Below are 17,279 nucleotides of genomic sequence, written 5' to 3'. Positions count from 1 at the left end.
GCCTAGTGGGTGCAAAAAGTCTGTATTGTTACAAAGAAATGCGAATGCGTTTAAGCGATGTGTTCGGATATTTGATGATCGAGGTTCGATGATGGCTACCAAATTTGATGCAATTGTTATTGGTGGCGGCATTTCGGGGCTGATTACCACGCTAATTCTGAGTGGTAATGGATATCGTGTTCTACTGGTGGAGAAAGAGCAGCGTCTTGGCGGAACCAACAATTCATTTCGTAATCGCCGAGGCGATACCTTTGATTTCGGGTACCACACTCTCGATTGCGATCGTTCGCCCTTTGCTACCCGCTTTTTTTCCGAGGTTTTGCATAACCAGTTTCATACGTTTGCCTTGAAAAGGGGGATCGCGATCAAGGGGCATACAATGCCCTACAACGCGCCGATTTCCGAATGGCCGGAGGCGATCAGATGTTCGGTCGAAAAGACGGAGTTTGTCGATACGATCGATTGTTCTCCAACTCAGGCAGATCTGGCGAGTGTCTATGGCGAATATTTGGCCCGTCTTGCGTTCGATGAAATACTTCCTTCGTACCCAACGCTATCTTGGCAACTCAAGAACGGTAAGCCTGAACCCGATCTGATGGATCAGGTGTATCCGTGGTTCTTCCCGCGGAGCATCAAACAATCTGTCGGTAAGCATGAATGGAATCGATTTCACCAAAAGGTTCGCGATCAGGGCGAGCACTTGGTTATGTATCCGTCAAATGGTGGCTTTGGTGGCTTTATCGACGCGGTCGTTAAAAAGATAGATCCGCAGAAATCCACGATTATCCAGGGGTTTTCGAAATTGGACGTGTCAATCGACCCAGATAGTCAGAGAATCCAGTCTGTCGATGTCGATGGTGTATTGTACGAAGCTGATCGGTACTTCTGGTGCGCGCCTCTCGCCATAGTCGGAAGACTGCTTGGTGTGCCGTTTCCGTCGGCTCATCCGCAGATGCTTTGTCTCGGAAGCTTTATTTTCGAACAAGAGCTTCCGTTTTTCTATCATGAAATTCTGGTTGGTGAGAGAGGGGTTCCGATCAACCGCATTTCATTTCCTGGCAAGATTGCCGGCGGCGAGAACGACAAGGTTCAGGTTGAGTTCGCTTACCCTTTGGGGGAGATGGTCATTGTGGAGAAAACCTGGGCTGTAGCTTGCCGTTCATATCTTGAGAAGCTGGGCTTGCTTCAACATGACAACCCGCTGATTGAGTATCATTTTTTTGGCGCGAACAAGGGCTTTGTTTCGACGCATGATCCGTTGAAGATGCTTGCCGACTTTCGTGCTAGCCTCCGCCCTTCAACCAATATTGTTTATCCATATATTGGACTGGAGGTTGATAGCATCAGCCGGATCATTCCATCTGTGTTCCGGGAAGTTTATCGGGCTATAACGACCTGAAGAACGCATTGAACTGAGCGCGGATCAAATGGGTCCATACGTTTTCTCGAGACGATAAGTAATGGCCGTGCGCAGACCCGCTTCTGTCAGATGAAATTCGCTGACGTGAAGAGGAACGGTGGTGCCGCCAAAGCCACGCTTAAACTTCGATATGTTCATATGTTTCGCGCTGGGGTTGTCATACCACTGTCTGGAAAATTGCTGAACGCCGATATCGTAGAACCAGACGTCATGTTGCTTTAGCCATTGTATGAGCTGCCATTGCGCAACATGAAAAACAGGTAGCTTTATGTCGTCAGGATCCCGGCAGCCTGATGCGTAGAACGCTCCCTTTCCGTAAACGATGAGCAGGATGAACCCGACCGATTTGTCGCCATTCATAACTTGCACTAACGCGCCTTCGCCGCGATAAATCCACTCACGCATCATGAGAAATGTTTCTTCTGATCGCGTGACGCGTCCAGCATCTTTCGCGTGTAAAGCGCGATACTCCTCGAAAATCGACGACGGCAGCTCGTTTCCGTGCCAAATCTTGACCGTGAGGTAGCGCTCGCCTCGACGAATGTCATACTGGTGGCCGTGCCTGACTGCGGTCCAGAGCTTAGAGGTGTCATTTCTGAGGTCGATAATCTGCGTGGCGCGCGAGATATCGAGCGCTCCATATCGAGCGTATGGATTTGCGAGAGGCAGGGATGACCCAAGAAATCCAGGGGCCAGAGCGGGTGAGATAAGCTGAAATGTTTCCACGCAGTGATTTGCTGCGAGGTGCTTCAGGTGTCCGATGACAAATTCGAGGACCTCCCACCGGCCCTGAGCAGTCAAATCGCCGACTAAGGCGGGCGCTGGCAATGGGACGCCTGCGTAAGTCAACCGGGGACGATCTGTGCCGTCAACGTCATCGTGATATAGCGATAGAACCGCGGGGCCGACTTCTAGAAAACATGGAACAATGGCAAGTCTCGCGCCGCCTCGCGTGACCCAGAAGGACAAATTGCGCTGAAAGCTTTTGCCCGCATAGGCGCGGGTGTAGCTCATCCAATGGCTGGTGTGCCAAAACCAAGCGTCGGGGGATCGTTCGGCAAACTCGTCCCACTTGGCAAGGTTTTGGTCGTCCAGCGGTTCAACTTTCATAAACGTGGCGTCCCAGTTTTGCGCAGCCGCTGTTTGGCGCGAGTGTTGGTCAGTGGTGCTGCCGGCCATGTGCCTGGTCTTTGGCGATGCCGCGTATTCGTGTTCTATACCGGCTTCCACGCTTTCGGTGCCTTGATTGACGTTCATAGCATGAACATGCTATAGGGCGTCCATGGATTTTTGGCTATTGACGCCGATAAATGCCAGAAAACATGGGGTTGGGCGACCCATGGTCTTCCGGAAACCGATTGGATCGGCTTTCGGCAGGATTAGTTTGATGCCTTTCGGCTGACCGGGAGTCGGGTGATTTTCACCTCGACTGCGGTAGCAATTTTCCAAGCAAATATCGTCCATCGGATGCCCAATGACCAATTTGCCCCTTCGTACAGTGACAAACTTTGCGCGGTCGGATCGCTATAGGGCGGTCGTGCATAAAGTCATCGTGGGAGGGGCTCACACCTATTCCAAAGGCGACGACCAATTTCCTGTTTTAGCGCCGGCGGCTATTGCGAGAGGCAGGCACGGGCGTGTGTGGGATATCGACAATAACGAGTATGTCGACTGTGCTCTCGGGCTCGGCGCGGTAAGCTTGGGGCATGCTTACGAGCCGGTCGTCGCGGCCGTTCGCGAGCAACTGGAAAGAGGGGCGGCATTTCAGCGGCCAGCATCGATCGAGCTGGAAGTTGCGGAAGCTTTTCTTGCGCTCACGCCGGGGATGGACAGGATCAAGTTCGCAAAGAACGGGTCCAACGTCACGACTGCTGCGGTGAAACTAGCGCGTGCCTTCACCCAGCGGGAATTGGTGGCATTTCCTGGCAATCATCCGTTCTACAGCTTCGATGACTGGTTTATCGGCGCGACATCTGTCCGCGCTGGCATACCCGACGGCGTCCGGCGTTTCTCGGTGACGTACGATTCTGGAAATCCGGAGACCCTTCGTCAACTGTTCGAAGAATACCCCGGTAAAATAGCGTGCGTTATAACTGAGCCTGAAGAAGCGGTGCCGTCGTCGCCAGAAGCAATCAGAAGCATCGAGCAAATTACCAAATCGAACGGCGCCATTTTCATCGTGGATGAGATGGTCACCGGCTTTCGCGCCGGCCTGCCTGGTTCCTATACGGAGATTGGCCTCAAGCCTGATCTCGCGACATGGGGGAAGGCGATAGGCAACGGCTTTTCCTTTTGCGCGTTGACCGGCCGCGCGGATATTATGGAGCTTGGTGGTATCAAGCAGACCGAAAGGCCGAGAGTCTTTCTGTTGTCTTCGACGCATGGCGGCGAGGCGCATACACTTGCTGCTGCTCGCGCCGTTATTGCCGAATACTCGCAGCGCGACGTTATCGGTCGACACCGTGAACTGATTGCTCAAGTTGCAGCCGGAATGCGCGAAATTATCGCCCGTCATTCGCTGTCAGGTGCGATTACTGTTCTTGCGTCGCCGTGGCGTGTGTCGCTTGCATGCAAAGACGCGACTGGAACCGTTTCACCCTCGCTTCGCATGTTGCTTATGCAGGAAATGATCGGCCGCGGAGTATTGTTTCAGGGCTTCTATGTTGCCTGCTTTACGCACACCGAAGAAGATGTTGCCAGGATACTGGAAGCCTTTGACGAGGCCTGCTTCGTTTATGGCTATGCGCTACAGTACGGAGTGAATGAGCTTCTCGTCGGTGGGGCCGCTCGCCCGGTATTTCGAAAGTATGTCGGCTGTACCGGCGTGTGCCCCAGCACCACATGCCCGCACGAGGCCGGCTGTCGCGGTCATCTCTGAATATGGCTTCTCGTGACAATCGCAGCTCGTATATCATGGAAAATCCAGTGATTGAAATTGCCGGACGCAAGATAGGTCCCGATTTCCCACCTTATGTGATTGCTGAAATTTCGGCGAACCATAAGCTGGATATCGAGCGTTGCTTGATGTTGATCGACGCCGCCGCGGATACCGGCGCTGATGCTGTCAAGATTCAATCTTACACGCCGGATACAATCACGATTGATTCCGATAGACCGGAATTTCTCATTCGTGGCGGGTTGTGGGACGGATATCGGCTCTACGATTTGTACAAGGAAGCCTATACACCGTTTGAATGGCACCCAGAGTTGTTCGAGCGGGCGCGCAAACGGAACCTCACACTCTTTTCGACGCCCTTTGATCAGACCGCAGTAGATCTTCTCGCATCACTTGATGCACCGGCGTACAAGATCGCTTCATTCGAAGCCAACGATCTTCCGCTGATCCGTTACGTTGCTCAACGCGGCAAGCCCATGATTATCTCCACGGGCATGGCCAATCTCGGTGAGATTGGGGAAGCGGTGTCAGCGGCGCGAGAAGCAGGTGCAACTCAGATCGCTCTTCTGCACTGCGTTAGTGCTTATCCTGCCGGAATTGAAGATGCGAATGTCGCGACGGTGCCTCACTTGGCTTCGGCGTTCGATTGCGTCGCGGGCTTGTCGGACCACACGCCTGGTATTGGTGCATCGGTTGCATCGGTTGTTCTGGGTGGCTGCATCATAGAGAAGCATTTCACCGTCAGCCGCGCTGACGGTGGGCATGATGCTGAATTTTCGCTGGACCAAGACGAATTCCGCAACCTCGTTAATGAGTGCAAGGCAGCATGGGCGGCTGTCGGAAAGGTGAACTACGATCTTCTTGGGAGCGAGAAGGGAAGCATTATGCATCGGCGATCACTTTACGCCGTCAAACCGGTCGCAAAAGGTGAGATGTTTTCAGCGGAGAACGTGCGATCCATCAGACCGGGCAATGGATTAGCTCCAAAATATCTGCCAAAAATTCTGGGACGACAGGCCTCCCGGGACATAGCTTTCGGTGAGCCTCTTGGCTGGGATATGGTTCAAGCTTCAGGATGAAAGTGCTTTTGTCCAAGAAGCTGCTGTCCCAGTTTTACAATTCTTTCGCTTCCGCGGGTGTCGACAGCTTTTCGGGCACGACGCCCTGTCGATACGATTTCGTCCTCGGTGGGCACGCGCAGTCCGTGCGAGCCAACCCCCAGCAGCAGACCGGCCGCGCCGAGCGGTCTTGCAAAGCGTTCTTCTTCAGATGTTTGCGGAATTACATAGACGGCTTTCCCCAAACTCATTGCTTCAACCATGGTCGTGCCGCCGTTACTAACGACCCACGAACTTCTGGCAAGCAATCCGGAAAAGTCGGGGGGGCTCTCGACGATCGTGAAGTCCGCAGCGGCCTCGCCGATGTCTTGGGAGAGTGGTCCGCGCACGAGAACCGTCTTGAGTCCCAAGGTGCTTAAGGTCGTCGCGGCTGTGAAACCATGATTTCCGACGTCCGCGCCGCCAATGCTCACCAGTGCGTAAACTCCCCTCGAAGGTGTCGCGTCGCGAACGGACTTTCGGATAATCGCATACTCCAGTCCGAAAAAAAGCCGGCCGCAGGGAATTGGGGTGAGAGGTTGGTTCATGCGGACAAGGCAGTCCGGGCTGCCTTGTCCAAGGTAGTCCAATCCGATCACCTTGTTGCCTCTTCGTCGCGCTAAATTGAGCCAAGTATCGTCCGGATAGGGCAGATCGATAATCACTAGTCCCGGTTTGCCATGGTCGATAAGGGTTGCTGAGGGACGTTCGAGCAGGTTGATGAATTCAACTTCGAAACCACTTTCAGAAAATGCATCAGCCACCTCGCGACTGCGACTGATGTGACCGTATCCATGCGTCGCGCTGCCGTCCGCAATAAGCTGCACAAAGGAAGCACGCTGTTGATCGTTGATACTCTGCATTACGACGATGCTTCGTTCGAGATAGTTAGATGAGTGACAAGTCGGCCGCCTGGAATACAAAAAACCTAGGTATTCCAGATGAATTTAGCAAGTTTGTTCGGCATCATCCCAGCGAACTGATGCTTCGGTCACTGTTCTCTTCGACTTATTCAACGAATCCGCCAAAGATCACCAGCGATACACGAGTTCTGGATATTGGGGCGATGTATATGAACAATTTGGTCCCATTCCATGATCGGGGTGCCCGGTGCTTTGGAGTTGAGATCAATGAAGACATGGTCAGCATTGCAAGGCGGTGTGCGGAGCAGCAGAGCATCGCTGCGGATATTCGTGTCGGCAGCAACCGCAGTCTTGGTCATGAGAACGATAGTTTTGATATCGTGCTGTCTATCAATGTCGTTCACTACGAGAACGATCAGGCTGGCTTGCGAGCGGCAATCGAAGAGTATCATCGCGTTCTCGATAAAGATGGGCGACTTTTCGTCGTCAGCGCAGGGTCCGAACATTATATTCGGCTGAATGCAAAGCACCTTGGTCCAAATCGCTTCGAGATTACCGCGGATGATTTTCGTCGTGGGCAGGTGATGGCTTATTTTGAGGACGAAGCGCAACTTGGGGAGCTTCTGAGCGAGAAATTCCGCTTGGTTGAAACTGGTCGGGTTATCGAGAAGCACGCTCGCGCCAATGTCGACTTCCTATACGCTGTTGCTGTGAAGTGATTGGTTTGAAAGTGTCTGTGCAGAAGACCATCATGTTCATCGGGGCAGGTCAGCACCAACTTCCGGGAATCCAATATGCAAAAACGCGAGGTCATCGGATTATCGCGCTTGATGGCGATGCGAACGCGCCAGGTTTTTCCTGCGCCGATGAATCGCACGTTGTAAATATCAAGGATGTCGATGCGTGTTTTGGAATTGCTCAAAAGTGCACTTTCGACGGTGTCCTTGCTCTCGCGACTGAAGCCGGCGTGCGCAGTGCATCATTCATTGCGGAGAAATTCGGACTTTCAGGATTGCCGTTTTTAGCTGCATGCAACGCGACAGATAAGCTTGCAATGCGGAAAAATTTCAGTGACGCCGGTATTCCGTCTACCCTGTTTCGCTCTTGCCGCTCCATCGATGAGGCCAACGAAGCTTATCGAAAATTGGGGCCAAGGGTCGTAGTGAAGCCGGCAAATAGCGCCGGATCCAGAGGAGTTTCCTTTGTGCAGGCGCTGGAAGACGTTTCGGACGCGTTTTCAGTGGCCAACGTGGTGGCTGACGGTGGAGACATTCTGGTTGAAGCGTTTCTCGAAGGACCAGAGGTCGCTGTCGACGGCTTTATGATCGGTGACCATTTCCATCTCTTCTGCGTCAGCGATAAAATTCGGACAACGCCACCGGCGCTTCTCGATACGTCTGTCATATTTCCGGCAGAGCGCTCTGCGTCTGAATGCGATGCAATTGTCGAAGTCGCAACAAGAGCTGCTCAGGTGCTTGGCATTCGTAATGCACCGATCCACGCGGAGCTTATTGTGACGCGAGAGGGGCCGAAGATGGTGGAGATCGCGGCGCGCGGTGCAGGTTTTCATGTCTTTACCGAGATCATGCCGTGGGTTAGTGGGGTCGACACCGTCAAGGCGCAGATTGCTCTCTGCCTTGGTGATCACCCGGATGTTCAAGCCGGTCCACTTAAAGCTGCTGTTCTCGAGTTTCCATTGGCTCCTGCAGGGCGCGTACAAGCCATTGAGGGCATGGAATCGCTCGCCTCCGATCCGGGGCTGATCTTCTCTGAGGTATTCTGCAAGGTCGGAGACTTAATTGGACCGTTGCGCTCAGGAGCGGACCGTGTTGCAGCGTTGTGCGCTAAGGGTGAGACCTTGATCGAGGCTCGCAGCGCACTATTGCGCGCACGTTCCAAATTGAACATCTCCATTGAGTCTAGGGTAAAGCAGTGACAAAGCCTCTGTCGATCGCTCTAACCTTTGATCTGGATCCAGATGTTTTCGATGCATCAATCGACCCAGAGAGCCACCGCAGCCGTTTGACGTGGCTCTGTATAACTCTTGGTATCAGTCGAATTCAGGAAGCGCTCACAAGTGTCTCGGCATTTCGTGGCGTTGCTCCACCATGTACCTGGTTTGTCCGTGTCGACAACCAGATTGCCGATATCTACGGCCGTCCGGCTTATTTGCTTAAAGAGCATGATGAGATCTTCAGGGCTGCCCAGAAGAGGGGAGATGAAATCTCATGGCATCCGCATCTCTACCGCCGTGTTGGTGGTAACTGGATGCAAGAGACCGATGATACCGCTCTGGCTGAAGCCCTGAAGTCATCGGTCGCAGATATGCGCCAAATGGGCTACCAGGTGGAATGTTCTCGTATCGGCGAAGCATACGGCTCGTCGGGGATCATGCGATCCTTGTCAGAACTAGGAATCAAGTATGACGCGACAGCAATGGCTGGCCGCCGCAGAGTGGACGATCAGAGACTGATAGACTGGCTTCCAACGCCGTCGGATGGCTACCGCCCGTCGCGGGCTGATCATCGCGTACCAGGAAAGCCAGATTTCCCAATAATTGAAGTTCCTATGTCGATGCTCCAGGTGAAGGCCGAATACGATGAGCGGCCGATCCTGCGTTATCTGGATCTGTCGTTTCACCCGGCATCGCTTGCGACGGGGTTGTCTGATCTGGTGAAAGATGCGCCACACTTGGTGGCGGTTACGCATCCGAGTGCAATTCTTGCGGAGTGCCGGCCGTCCAAGGCCCATGGACTGCTGTCTTATGCGATCGAGGGGCTGGTCGAGAATGTTCTCGCTATTATTGCTTGCGCCGAGGCGGCCGGCAGGAGTGTTCAGTTTGTGACCATGAGCAACCTTGGCCGCCAGATCGAGAAGCGCATCGATGCTTAGCGTGGTTCATCTCGAGAACAGGCTCGCGACTCTGATCGGTCGTAAGCATTGTATTGCAGTCGGGCGAGGAGCTACGGCTCTCTGGCTTGCTTTTCGCGCCATAAGAGATGCACAGAGAAATGTTCTAGTCTTGCCGGCAACATTATGTCTCAGCCCAGCATTTGTCGCTCAACTCGCAGGATTTCAGCTCGAGTTCTGCGATGTCGAACCTTCGACAGGAAACCTTTCGCCGGAGAAGCTTGAACGGTTGCTTGCGTCAAACTCTAGCGTGAGAGCGGTGTTGCTTGCCCATCTCTATGGTCAGCCGGCGAAGATCAAAAAGATAAAGGCCATCTGCTCGGCGTTTGATGTGTTGCTTATCGAGGATGTGGCGCAGGCGCTGGGTGCATCTACCGAAGGTCGAATGTTGGGTGCTTTCGGAGATGTCACCATTCTGAGTTTTGGCCATACAAAAATCCTTGATGCTGGCGGGGGAGGTGCACTTCTTCTGGACGATGATGCGCTTGCAGATGAATTGCGATCTGCTTCGCGCGATCTTCCAAATCGGCATCCGGAAAGCTCCATATGGGCCGAAGATTATCGAAAGGCTTATTACGCACTGGCTCCATTGACCGAGCAGCAGCCGAGACTTCGCTCGCTAATTGGCGCGTTAGGGGCTGCATTCCCGAAAATGTACGTCTATCGGTTCGAGCATACCCTAGTCGATCCTATTGACCACCAGCTTGATCAGATCGACCGTGAAATCGATCACAGGCGTGCCATGGCCAGCGGGTACGCCGAACGACTGCGCGGACTTCCGTTATCGTTTATGGAAACAGATTCGGAAAGTGTGCCGTGGCGATTTAACATCAAGCTGGAGGAAAAGTGGCGAAACGCTGCACTGACAGCTTTGCGAAATGAAAATTTTGACGCCAGTTCATGGTATCCGGCGCTTCCTCCGTTCTTCCGGTTCGATGGTGAATGGGAAGCGCAATACCCCGGCGCGTCGGACATCGAGGCGGGTATTGTCAACCTTTGGGTTGATCGTTCCGTGACACGTTCGCGCGTTATGTCTTGTTGCGAAAGTCTGGCGCGTTCATTCGACCGTATCGGTGAGAAAGCTTGATATTGATGACTCTAGGTTCAAGAAAAGTTTCACTGGTGGACTGCACACTCAGGGATGGCAGCTATCAAGTTGGCTTCGGTTTTACTGCGGCGCATACTGGGGCCCTCGTTTCCCGTTTGGAAAAAACGGGTATCGAATGGATCGAAGTCGGGCATGGTCTCGGACTTGGCGCGCCAGCATCCGGGCGAGTCAGGTCCGCAGCTAGCGACAAAGATTACATTGTCGCAGCGCGAGACGCCCGTAAGAGTGCAAAGATCGGTGTATTCGCAATGCAAGCTTTCGCGAATACTGACGACATCAGCCGGGCTGTGGACCTCGGAATCGATTTCATTCGCGTTGGTGTAGACGCTGGGCGCTTTGACGAAGGTGAAAATTTCATTCGTCATGCCGCGCGACTGAATGTTCACGTTACTACGTTCTTGATGAAGACCTATACCCTTGGCCTGACTCGACTAAGCGAAAATGCCCGTCGTTTTGCAGACTGGGGAAGCGACGCCGTTTCGATCGTGGATAGCGCTGGCGGGATGACACCGCCAATGGTTCGCGACTACGTTGCTGTCGTGAAAGACAGGACAAATCTTCCGGTAAATTTTCACGGACACAACAACCTTCAGCTTGCGGTCGGAAATGCAATCGCTGCTATCGATGCCGGCGCCACGAGTCTGGATGCGTCGTTGCGCGGCCTGGGGCGATCGGCCGGGAACGCGCAGATAGAAGCTCTTGCGATTGCGCTGGATCGTTGCGGATTTGACACCGCATGTGATGCTTTGTCTCTGGCTAGGCTGGCGCGGGATTTTTATCCTGCGATCATCGGCGCGGAGGCCTCCGCGCCCCTATTTCGCAGCGAAGATTTGGTAGTAGGTATCGATTTTCCAGACCTCATCCAAGGAAAATCATTCGTTCATTCGGCCCTCCAGCCGATGATTGATGAGATATCAGAGGCTGCCAACGTAGATCCTGCTGATCTTGCCATCGAGGTTGGAAAGATTTCCGGTGGCCTCGATCTCGGCCGGGAAGCCGTAAAATCCGTTGCTGAAAAATTGGCGGGTCAAGGTCAATCAGGAGATTGACCGCTGAACATGACCATTTTTTAGCTAGAGAGGCGCCGGACGGACACGCGAGGGCGCGTCTCTCCCTTGCCGTCGAGGCACAGTAAGAGGTTTAAATGAACTCTGTAGATAGCCTGCAAGACACGAGCGCGAGCGAAGCTTGGCGCCATTTCGACGGAAAGTCGATTTTGGTAACCGGCGGCACCGGATCGTTTGGAAAACACTTCATTCGCCGATTGCTCAAGTCTGCGAACCCACGCCGGCTGGTGATCTTTTCGCGCGACGAGATGAAACAGTTCGATATGCAAAACGAATTGAATCCGCTCGACACCAACGGCGTCCTGAGATTTTTTATCGGCGATGTTCGCGACCGCTCCAGATTGGAAATGGCGTTCCGCGGGATAGACATCGTGATTCACGCGGCCGCGCTGAAGCAGGTCCCTACTGCCGAGTACAATCCGTTTGAGTGCATTAACACCAATGTCCTCGGCGCCGAATATATTGTCCACGCATCTCTCCGGTGTGATGTCAGTCAGGTTATCGCGCTTTCAACCGACAAGGCGGCAAGTCCGATCAATCTCTACGGTGCGAGCAAGTTGGCATCCGATAAGATATTCTTGGCTGCAAATAACCTTAGTGGTTCGGGCGGAGCACGATTCTCCGTGGTTCGTTATGGGAACGTGATGGCGTCTCGCGGAAGCGTGATCCCGTTCTTTCAACGGCTTGTTGCGGAGGGGGCGAAATCTCTGCCCATAACCGATCCGCGCATGACGAGGTTTTGGATTACGCTGCCGGTGGCGGCGGATTTTGTTGCTGCTAGTGTCGAGCGGATGTCCGGAGGTGAGATATTCGTCCCGAAGATTCCGAGCATGAAGATCACGAGTCTGGCGGATGCGATTGCGCCGGGAATGCCGCACGAACTGGTGGGCATCCGGCCAGGGGAGAAGTTGCATGAAGTTATGATTACGGAGGATGACGCTCGAAACACGATCGAGTTGTCGGATCATTACGTTATTCAGCCAAGTTTCGGATATTGGTCGCGCCCAGCTTATCTGGAGGCAGCAAAGCGGGTTGCGGAAAACTTCCGTTATGCCAGCGACAGCAATACGCAGTGGCTCGATGCCGACACGCTTCGTAAGCTGATCGGGCATATGGCCAGCTGATTCCATTGAGTAGAGACGTATTAATGACTGGTAGTTTTCTCCCATATGGCCGGCACGTTGTTGACGATGATGACATCTCGGCTGTTGCCGAGGTGCTGAGAGGGGATTGGCTTACCACCGGTCCAACAGTGGAGAAGTTTGAAGCATCGTTGGCGGAGCGCGTAGGTGCCAGGTTTGCCGTCGCCTGCTCAAGCGGAACCGCAGGGCTGCATATGGCTACTGCTGTCGCCGGCCTGTCCCCAGGCGATCGGGCGGTTGTTCCGCCTATGACGTTTCTCGCGACGGCAAATGCGGTTCGTTATCAGGGGGGTGATGTTGTATTTTCCGACGTCGATCCGCAAACCGGTCTTCTGAATATTGATGGGGTGCAGGACATAGTTGACCGGGCCCGGAATGGAATCCGGGCTGTGCTGCCGGTGCATCTTGCCGGCCAGACAGTGGATATGCCGTCTCTCGCACGACTCGCCAAGAAGGCCGGGTTCGTGGTCATTGAAGATGCATGCCATGCGTTGGGTACGGAGTATTTGGACGGAAATGAAGTCGTTAGCGTCGGATCGTGCAGACACAGCACGATGGCGGTTTTCTCGTTCCATCCAGTTAAAACGATAGCCATGGGCGAGGGCGGTGCCGTTACGACCAACGATCCGGATGTTTATCGGAAGCTCTTGGAGTTCCGCAATCACGGCATGACGCGCGAGGCAAATCAATTCCAAAACAGGGATATGGCGCTTGATTCTGATGCCGAGCCGAATCCCTGGTACTATGAAATGCCAAGCATTGGGTTCAATTATCGTGCCAGTGACATTCACTGCGCCCTGGCTCACAGTCAGCTCAAGAAGTTGAATTCCTTCATCGCCAGGCGCCGCGAGCTTGCCGCCCGTTACGACGAGCAATTGCAGTATCTGTCGCCGATTTTGTTACCCCCACTTCGTATTGAAGGCTGCAATCCTGCATGGCATCTTTATGCCGTTCGCATTGATTTCAAAGCAAGCGGCATGACGCGCAAGCAAGTCATGGTTCGCCTGCGAGAGGCGGGAATCGGATCGCAAGTACATTATATTCCGGTTCACCTGCAGCCATATTATCGGCGCTTGTATGGTGAATCCAGCCTGCCCGGTGCCACCGCGTACTATGCGGCGACGCTATCGTTGCCATTGTTTCCGTCGATGTCCGATGGCGATGTTGGCAGGGTCGTTGATACACTGGCGCATTGTCTCGGGATGAACTGAGAGATCTCAGGCGATGGAGGCTGGGCAGATGAACACGGTACGCAGCTGGTATGATTCGGCTTATGCATCCTTGGGCTTTGCTGCGCAGCGGCGCTATCCTAACGAAGAATTGCTGCGGTTTATGGGGCGTCATTTCTTCGGGATAGATCGAGTTCAACGGTCGTCGAAAAAGGTTCTTGAGTTGGGCTGCGGTTCCGGAGCGAATCTCTGGATGATCGCAAGGGAGGGATTTGAGACCTTCGGTCTTGATCTTTCTCCAGAAGCATTGCGCTTGTGCGGCATTATGCTTGAGAATTGGGGGGAAACAGCTTCGCTGCAAGCAGGCAGCATTCTGAACCTGCCTTATTCGTCTGACATGTTTGATGCTGTTGTGGATGTCTTCTCTACATACTGTGTCAATGAGATTGAGTTTGGTCGGTGTCTCGACGAAGTTGCACGCGTTACAAAATCGGGCGGACTATATTTTTCTTATTCGCCATCAAAAAATTCGGATGCGTTCGGGATGCATCATCCGGCGGCCAAGATCGATGATAGCACTCTCGACGGGATCGCGCGTTCGACGTCGCCTTACTACGGCAATACCTATCCTTTCAGATTCATTTCTCAGGAAGAATATGCCGATCTGCTGCGCAATCGCGGATTCAATGTCATTTCGAGCGAGCGAATTGGGCGGACTTACAGGGATGGTGCGGAGTATTTCGAATTTGTAAGTCTGACAGCTCAAAAGGCATGACAGATTTGAGGGTTATATCTGATCGGCAGCGGAAAGTTGCAGAGCGGCTGATACTTGGCACCGTCCAGTTCGGCATACCATACGGCGTGACAAACGCACGCGGTAAGGTTTCGCCGGAAAGGGCTTCCGAAACGCTTCTCGCGGCGCAGCGATCGGGTATCAGATTGGTTGATACAGCCGTCGATTATGGGGCCAGTGAGGAGGTGTTAGGTCGATACCTGCCTCCGGATATTGGCGTAGTCACCAAGATTCCTGCCGTCAGGGCCGATATCGTTTCCGATGCAGATATAGAGGTCGTAAGAAACGCGATATCACGGTCGCTTGAACGACTGCGTCGCACGAAACTCGATGCGGTTTTGGTCCATCAATGTACGGATTTGTTCAAGCCGGGTGGAGAGCGGTTGGCGCGATTTCTGGAGCAGCTTAAGGCCGGTGGTAGCGTCTCAACGATCGGTATCTCTGTTTATGATGGCGATGAGATCGATCGTGCACTGGAGCTGTTCCAGCCCGATATCGTACAGGTTCCTTTGAATTTATTCGACCAACGGCTCAAGCTGAGCGGCCACATCGACAGGATGCGTGATTTGGGAATCCAGATTCATGCGCGTTCTGCTTTTCTGCAAGGAGTGTTGTTGGCCGAGCCATCGAGCCTGCCGACTTACTTCAGGCAGTTTGATGATCAATTTGCGCGCTACAGAGAGTTTATTAGTTTGAGTGGAATTTCCCGCATTGCCGCATGTCTTGGGTTCATGATCGAGAAAAGCGGATGTGACTTTGTAATTGTGGGAGTGACCGACCGGACTGAGCTGGAGGAAATTCTTTCCTCGCTTCCGGGAGCGGGGGCTTTGCCGTCCATGGACGTGCTTGCTACCGATGAGGTAGCGCTGATCGATCCCCGCAAATGGAAACTTTCCGAACCCGTAGGCGAGGCGTCCCAGTAATGAGAATCGCGATTGTGCCCGCGCGCGGCGGTAGCAAGCGAATCCCTGAGAAGAACATTGTCGATTTTCTCGGCGCGCCTTTGATGAGCTACTCTCTCAAGGCGGCGAAGAAATCGGGGCTCTTTGATATTATCCATGTATCGACGGATAGTCGGCGGATCGCAGACGTTGCCGCAGAATGCGGCCATCCTGTCGATTTTATGCGAGCACCAGAACTTGCGGATGATCACACGCCGTTGTTGCCGGTGTTGCAGTGGACGCTCAAGCAGTATGGCTTGCGTGGTCGGCACTTTGATTCTGTTTGTCTTCTGATGCCAACAGCTCCGCTGATCGATGCTGGCGATCTTCGTCAGGGCGCCGAGCTGTTTGCAAAGAAGGGATCTAAGCAAACGGTGATTGCCGTATCGCGATTTATCGCGCCAGTTCAATGGGCATATTACCTCGATGCGGACGGCCAGTTGGAAGCCTTGCAGCCGGGAATGGCGGACGTGCGGTCTCAAGATCTTCCTCAGGCTTATTTTGATTCTGGAACGTTCGTTTTCATTCCAGCGTCTGAGGTTCAGGCGGGTCGAATTGATGGCAAGATGATTGCCCATGAGATTCCTCGATACAAGGCGATTGATATCGACGACATGGATGATCTCCGGTTTGCGGAGATTGTTGCCCGCGGTCTTTCAAAGTCGTAACCGCGTATGGATAAACAACCAGCTGATCGCTTTTTTCTATACGGCTACTACGGGCAGGGCAATTTAGGCGACGATCTACTTATGCTGTCAGTCATAATGGGTATCTGCGAGATATGCCCGGGCGCAAGGTTTACCGTTCGGAATGCAGGTCCGATCAGGCGGATCGATCAAGTCGGCGCGCCCGTGAAATTAACAAACATTGATAGTATTCTCGCCGATCAATCGAAGGGAAAAGTCAGGCGCACCCTTGAAACGCTTCTTGTATATCGCCTTCATTTCCGTAGCTGCGCTTGGTTCGTATTCGGAGGGGGGACGCTTTTTCATGAGAGAAAGTCGGTCGCGCCGCTAATTTTGTTGGCACTGATTTGTTTGCTTGCCCGGCTAATGGGCTTGAGGATCGCGGCGTTGGGTGTCGGGGTCGCCGAACTGAAATCCCGGCTGGGCCGGCTCGCTTTGCGGATTATTGTTTCGACGTCTGAGCTTTTCGCCGTTCGCGACGATCTCGCTTATGCCGAGTGCAAGAAGGCCGGTTGTGGTTCAAAGGCGACGCTAACTGGCGATCTTGTGTTTGGTCTCACGCCATGGCTGCGGCCGGCTATAAAAAATAGGACCCGTCAGCCGGAACCATCCACGCGGCACGTTGGGCTGTCGATAAATTCCTGGTTGCTTAACGAAACCGGGAATGCCCGGAAGGAACTGGCCGTCTTATCGAAGGCGATATCTATACTCACAGCGCGGGGATGGTCGGTCTCATTGCTCTCGTTCCATGGTAACGCAAATGAGGCTTCGGATCACGGCGTGTTGGATTTGATCGCTGGAAGTATTCCGCACGATCACAGGCCGCTTGTCCGGGAGCGTTCCCTCTCGGCGGACGCAGATACGTTGGCGGACGTTTTCTCTAGCATCGATGTTCATTGCGGTATGCGTTTCCATGGTCATGTTCTCGCGGCAATATATGAGAAGCCATTTGTGGGAATCTCGGCTGATAACAAGATCGATGCCATCTGCGGATTGTTTGGAATGCCGGTTCTTCCCCTTGGCAGGTTGTTTGCCGAAGATCTGGTTGAAGCCATTGACAGTGCACTGGGAACAAAAATTGATGCAAAGGTGAGAGATATGTCAATTTTGAATGCGCAGCGGAACTTTGCTGAATTTTCCAATCTCGTAACTCCGAGTTACGGACGTGCTGACGCATAGTCAGTACA

At 53.4% G+C, this 17,279-nt stretch carries 16 protein-coding genes; 14 read left to right on the top strand and 2 right to left on the bottom strand.

Annotated features, from left to right (window positions below; genetic code table 11):
- Positions 1–91 precede the first annotated feature (91 nt).
- A complete protein-coding gene (locus LVY71_RS16905; RefSeq protein ID WP_235101008.1) occupies positions 92–1,399 on the top strand; it encodes an FAD-dependent oxidoreductase in 1,308 nt (435 codons plus the stop codon).
- Between the two features lie 24 nt (positions 1,400–1,423).
- Here the strand turns inward: LVY71_RS16905 and LVY71_RS16900 are convergent, their stop codons facing one another.
- Positions 1,424–2,677, bottom strand: coding sequence for a GNAT family N-acetyltransferase (locus LVY71_RS16900; protein ID WP_235101007.1), 1,254 nt, complete (start codon positions 2,675–2,677; stop codon positions 1,424–1,426).
- Between the two features lie 217 nt (positions 2,678–2,894).
- On the opposite strand from LVY71_RS16900, the gene LVY71_RS16895 reads away from it, so the two are divergent.
- The gene (locus LVY71_RS16895) at positions 2,895–4,298 is read left to right on the top strand and encodes a glutamate-1-semialdehyde 2,1-aminomutase (protein ID WP_235101006.1); all 1,404 of its coding nucleotides are present in this window, start codon (positions 2,895–2,897) and stop codon (positions 4,296–4,298) included.
- 47 nt (positions 4,299–4,345) lie between these two features.
- Positions 4,346–5,395: a pseudaminic acid synthase gene (gene pseI, locus LVY71_RS16890; RefSeq protein WP_349629898.1), complete on the top strand. Its 1,050-nt coding sequence runs from the start codon at positions 4,346–4,348 to the stop codon at positions 5,393–5,395.
- On the opposite strand, the gene LVY71_RS16885 is transcribed toward pseI, so the two are convergent.
- Positions 5,380–6,276 carry a glycosyltransferase gene (locus LVY71_RS16885; protein WP_235101004.1) on the bottom strand — a complete coding sequence of 299 codons (897 nt, stop codon included), beginning with the start codon at positions 6,274–6,276 and terminating at the stop codon, positions 5,380–5,382. The genes pseI and LVY71_RS16885 overlap by 16 nt on opposite strands.
- 29 nt (positions 6,277–6,305) lie before the next feature.
- Here LVY71_RS16885 and LVY71_RS16880 point away from each other — a divergent pair, with 29 nt between their 5' ends.
- The 11 genes from LVY71_RS16880 (at position 6,306) to LVY71_RS16830 (ending at position 17,271) form a co-directional block, all read left to right on the top strand.
- The gene (locus LVY71_RS16880; RefSeq protein ID WP_235101003.1) at positions 6,306–6,995 is read left to right on the top strand and encodes a class I SAM-dependent methyltransferase; all 690 of its coding nucleotides are present in this window, start codon (positions 6,306–6,308) and stop codon (positions 6,993–6,995) included.
- A gap of 17 nt (positions 6,996–7,012) precedes the next feature.
- A complete protein-coding gene (locus LVY71_RS16875; RefSeq protein ID WP_235101002.1) occupies positions 7,013–8,212 on the top strand; it encodes an ATP-grasp domain-containing protein in 1,200 nt (399 codons plus the stop codon).
- Positions 8,209–9,168 carry a hypothetical protein gene (locus tag LVY71_RS16870; RefSeq protein WP_235101001.1) on the top strand — a complete coding sequence of 320 codons (960 nt, stop codon included), beginning with the start codon at positions 8,209–8,211 and terminating at the stop codon, positions 9,166–9,168. The genes LVY71_RS16875 and LVY71_RS16870 overlap by 4 nt, the downstream gene beginning before the upstream one ends.
- A gap of 1 nt (position 9,169) precedes the next feature.
- Entirely contained in the window at positions 9,170–10,273 is a 1,104-nt protein-coding gene (locus LVY71_RS16865; protein WP_235101000.1) for a DegT/DnrJ/EryC1/StrS family aminotransferase, read from the top strand.
- Between the two features lie 5 nt (positions 10,274–10,278).
- Positions 10,279–11,343 carry a hydroxymethylglutaryl-CoA lyase-like TIM-barrel protein gene (locus LVY71_RS16860; RefSeq protein WP_235101528.1) on the top strand — a complete coding sequence of 355 codons (1,065 nt, stop codon included), beginning with the start codon at positions 10,279–10,281 and terminating at the stop codon, positions 11,341–11,343.
- Between the two features lie 95 nt (positions 11,344–11,438).
- Complete coding sequence (gene pseB, locus LVY71_RS16855; protein WP_235100999.1) at positions 11,439–12,485, top strand: UDP-N-acetylglucosamine 4,6-dehydratase (inverting); 1,047 nt, start codon at positions 11,439–11,441, stop codon at positions 12,483–12,485.
- Positions 12,486–12,508: 23 nt separating this feature from the next.
- Positions 12,509–13,714 carry a UDP-4-amino-4,6-dideoxy-N-acetyl-beta-L-altrosamine transaminase gene (gene pseC, locus LVY71_RS16850; RefSeq protein WP_235100998.1) on the top strand — a complete coding sequence of 402 codons (1,206 nt, stop codon included), beginning with the start codon at positions 12,509–12,511 and terminating at the stop codon, positions 13,712–13,714.
- A gap of 28 nt (positions 13,715–13,742) precedes the next feature.
- Complete coding sequence (locus LVY71_RS16845) at positions 13,743–14,447, top strand: class I SAM-dependent methyltransferase (protein ID WP_235100997.1); 705 nt, start codon at positions 13,743–13,745, stop codon at positions 14,445–14,447.
- On the top strand, positions 14,444–15,388 hold the full coding sequence (locus LVY71_RS16840) for an aldo/keto reductase (RefSeq protein WP_235100996.1): 945 nt from the start codon (positions 14,444–14,446) through the stop codon (positions 15,386–15,388). The genes LVY71_RS16845 and LVY71_RS16840 overlap by 4 nt, the downstream gene beginning before the upstream one ends.
- Positions 15,388–16,074 (top strand): pseudaminic acid cytidylyltransferase, encoded by a 687-nt coding sequence (gene pseF / locus LVY71_RS16835; protein WP_235100995.1) that lies wholly within the window; start codon positions 15,388–15,390, stop codon positions 16,072–16,074. The genes LVY71_RS16840 and pseF overlap by 1 nt, the downstream gene beginning before the upstream one ends.
- Positions 16,075–16,080: 6 nt before the next feature.
- Positions 16,081–17,271, top strand: coding sequence for a polysaccharide pyruvyl transferase family protein (locus LVY71_RS16830; RefSeq protein ID WP_235100994.1), 1,191 nt, complete (start codon positions 16,081–16,083; stop codon positions 17,269–17,271).
- Positions 17,272–17,279 lie beyond the last annotated feature (8 nt).

Source organism: Bradyrhizobium sp. G127, assembly GCF_021502575.1.
Taxonomy (GTDB): domain Bacteria; phylum Pseudomonadota; class Alphaproteobacteria; order Rhizobiales; family Xanthobacteraceae; genus Afipia.
This window is presented reverse-complemented; position numbering and strand designations above follow the sequence as displayed.

Excerpts from the sequence above, each read along its gene's own strand:
- LVY71_RS16885 (WP_235101004.1), bottom strand. The coding sequence starts at position 6,276 with ATGCAGAGTATCAACGATCAACAGCGTGCTTCCTTTGTGCAGCTTATT.
- LVY71_RS16905 (WP_235101008.1), top strand. The coding sequence starts at position 92 with ATGGCTACCAAATTTGATGCAATTGTTATTGGTGGCGGCATTTCGGGG.
- LVY71_RS16860 (WP_235101528.1), top strand. The coding sequence starts at position 10,279 with ATGACTCTAGGTTCAAGAAAAGTTTCACTGGTGGACTGCACACTCAGG.
- LVY71_RS16900 (WP_235101007.1), bottom strand. The coding sequence starts at position 2,677 with ATGAACGTCAATCAAGGCACCGAAAGCGTGGAAGCCGGTATAGAACAC.
- LVY71_RS16880 (WP_235101003.1), top strand. The coding sequence starts at position 6,306 with ATGAGTGACAAGTCGGCCGCCTGGAATACAAAAAACCTAGGTATTCCA.
- pseB (WP_235100999.1), top strand. The coding sequence starts at position 11,439 with ATGAACTCTGTAGATAGCCTGCAAGACACGAGCGCGAGCGAAGCTTGG.
- LVY71_RS16840 (WP_235100996.1), top strand. The coding sequence starts at position 14,444 with ATGACAGATTTGAGGGTTATATCTGATCGGCAGCGGAAAGTTGCAGAG.
- pseC (WP_235100998.1), top strand. The coding sequence starts at position 12,509 with ATGACTGGTAGTTTTCTCCCATATGGCCGGCACGTTGTTGACGATGAT.
- LVY71_RS16895 (WP_235101006.1), top strand. The coding sequence starts at position 2,895 with ATGACCAATTTGCCCCTTCGTACAGTGACAAACTTTGCGCGGTCGGAT.
- LVY71_RS16845 (WP_235100997.1), top strand. The coding sequence starts at position 13,743 with ATGAACACGGTACGCAGCTGGTATGATTCGGCTTATGCATCCTTGGGC.
- pseF (WP_235100995.1), top strand. The coding sequence starts at position 15,388 with ATGAGAATCGCGATTGTGCCCGCGCGCGGCGGTAGCAAGCGAATCCCT.
- LVY71_RS16830 (WP_235100994.1), top strand. The coding sequence starts at position 16,081 with ATGGATAAACAACCAGCTGATCGCTTTTTTCTATACGGCTACTACGGG.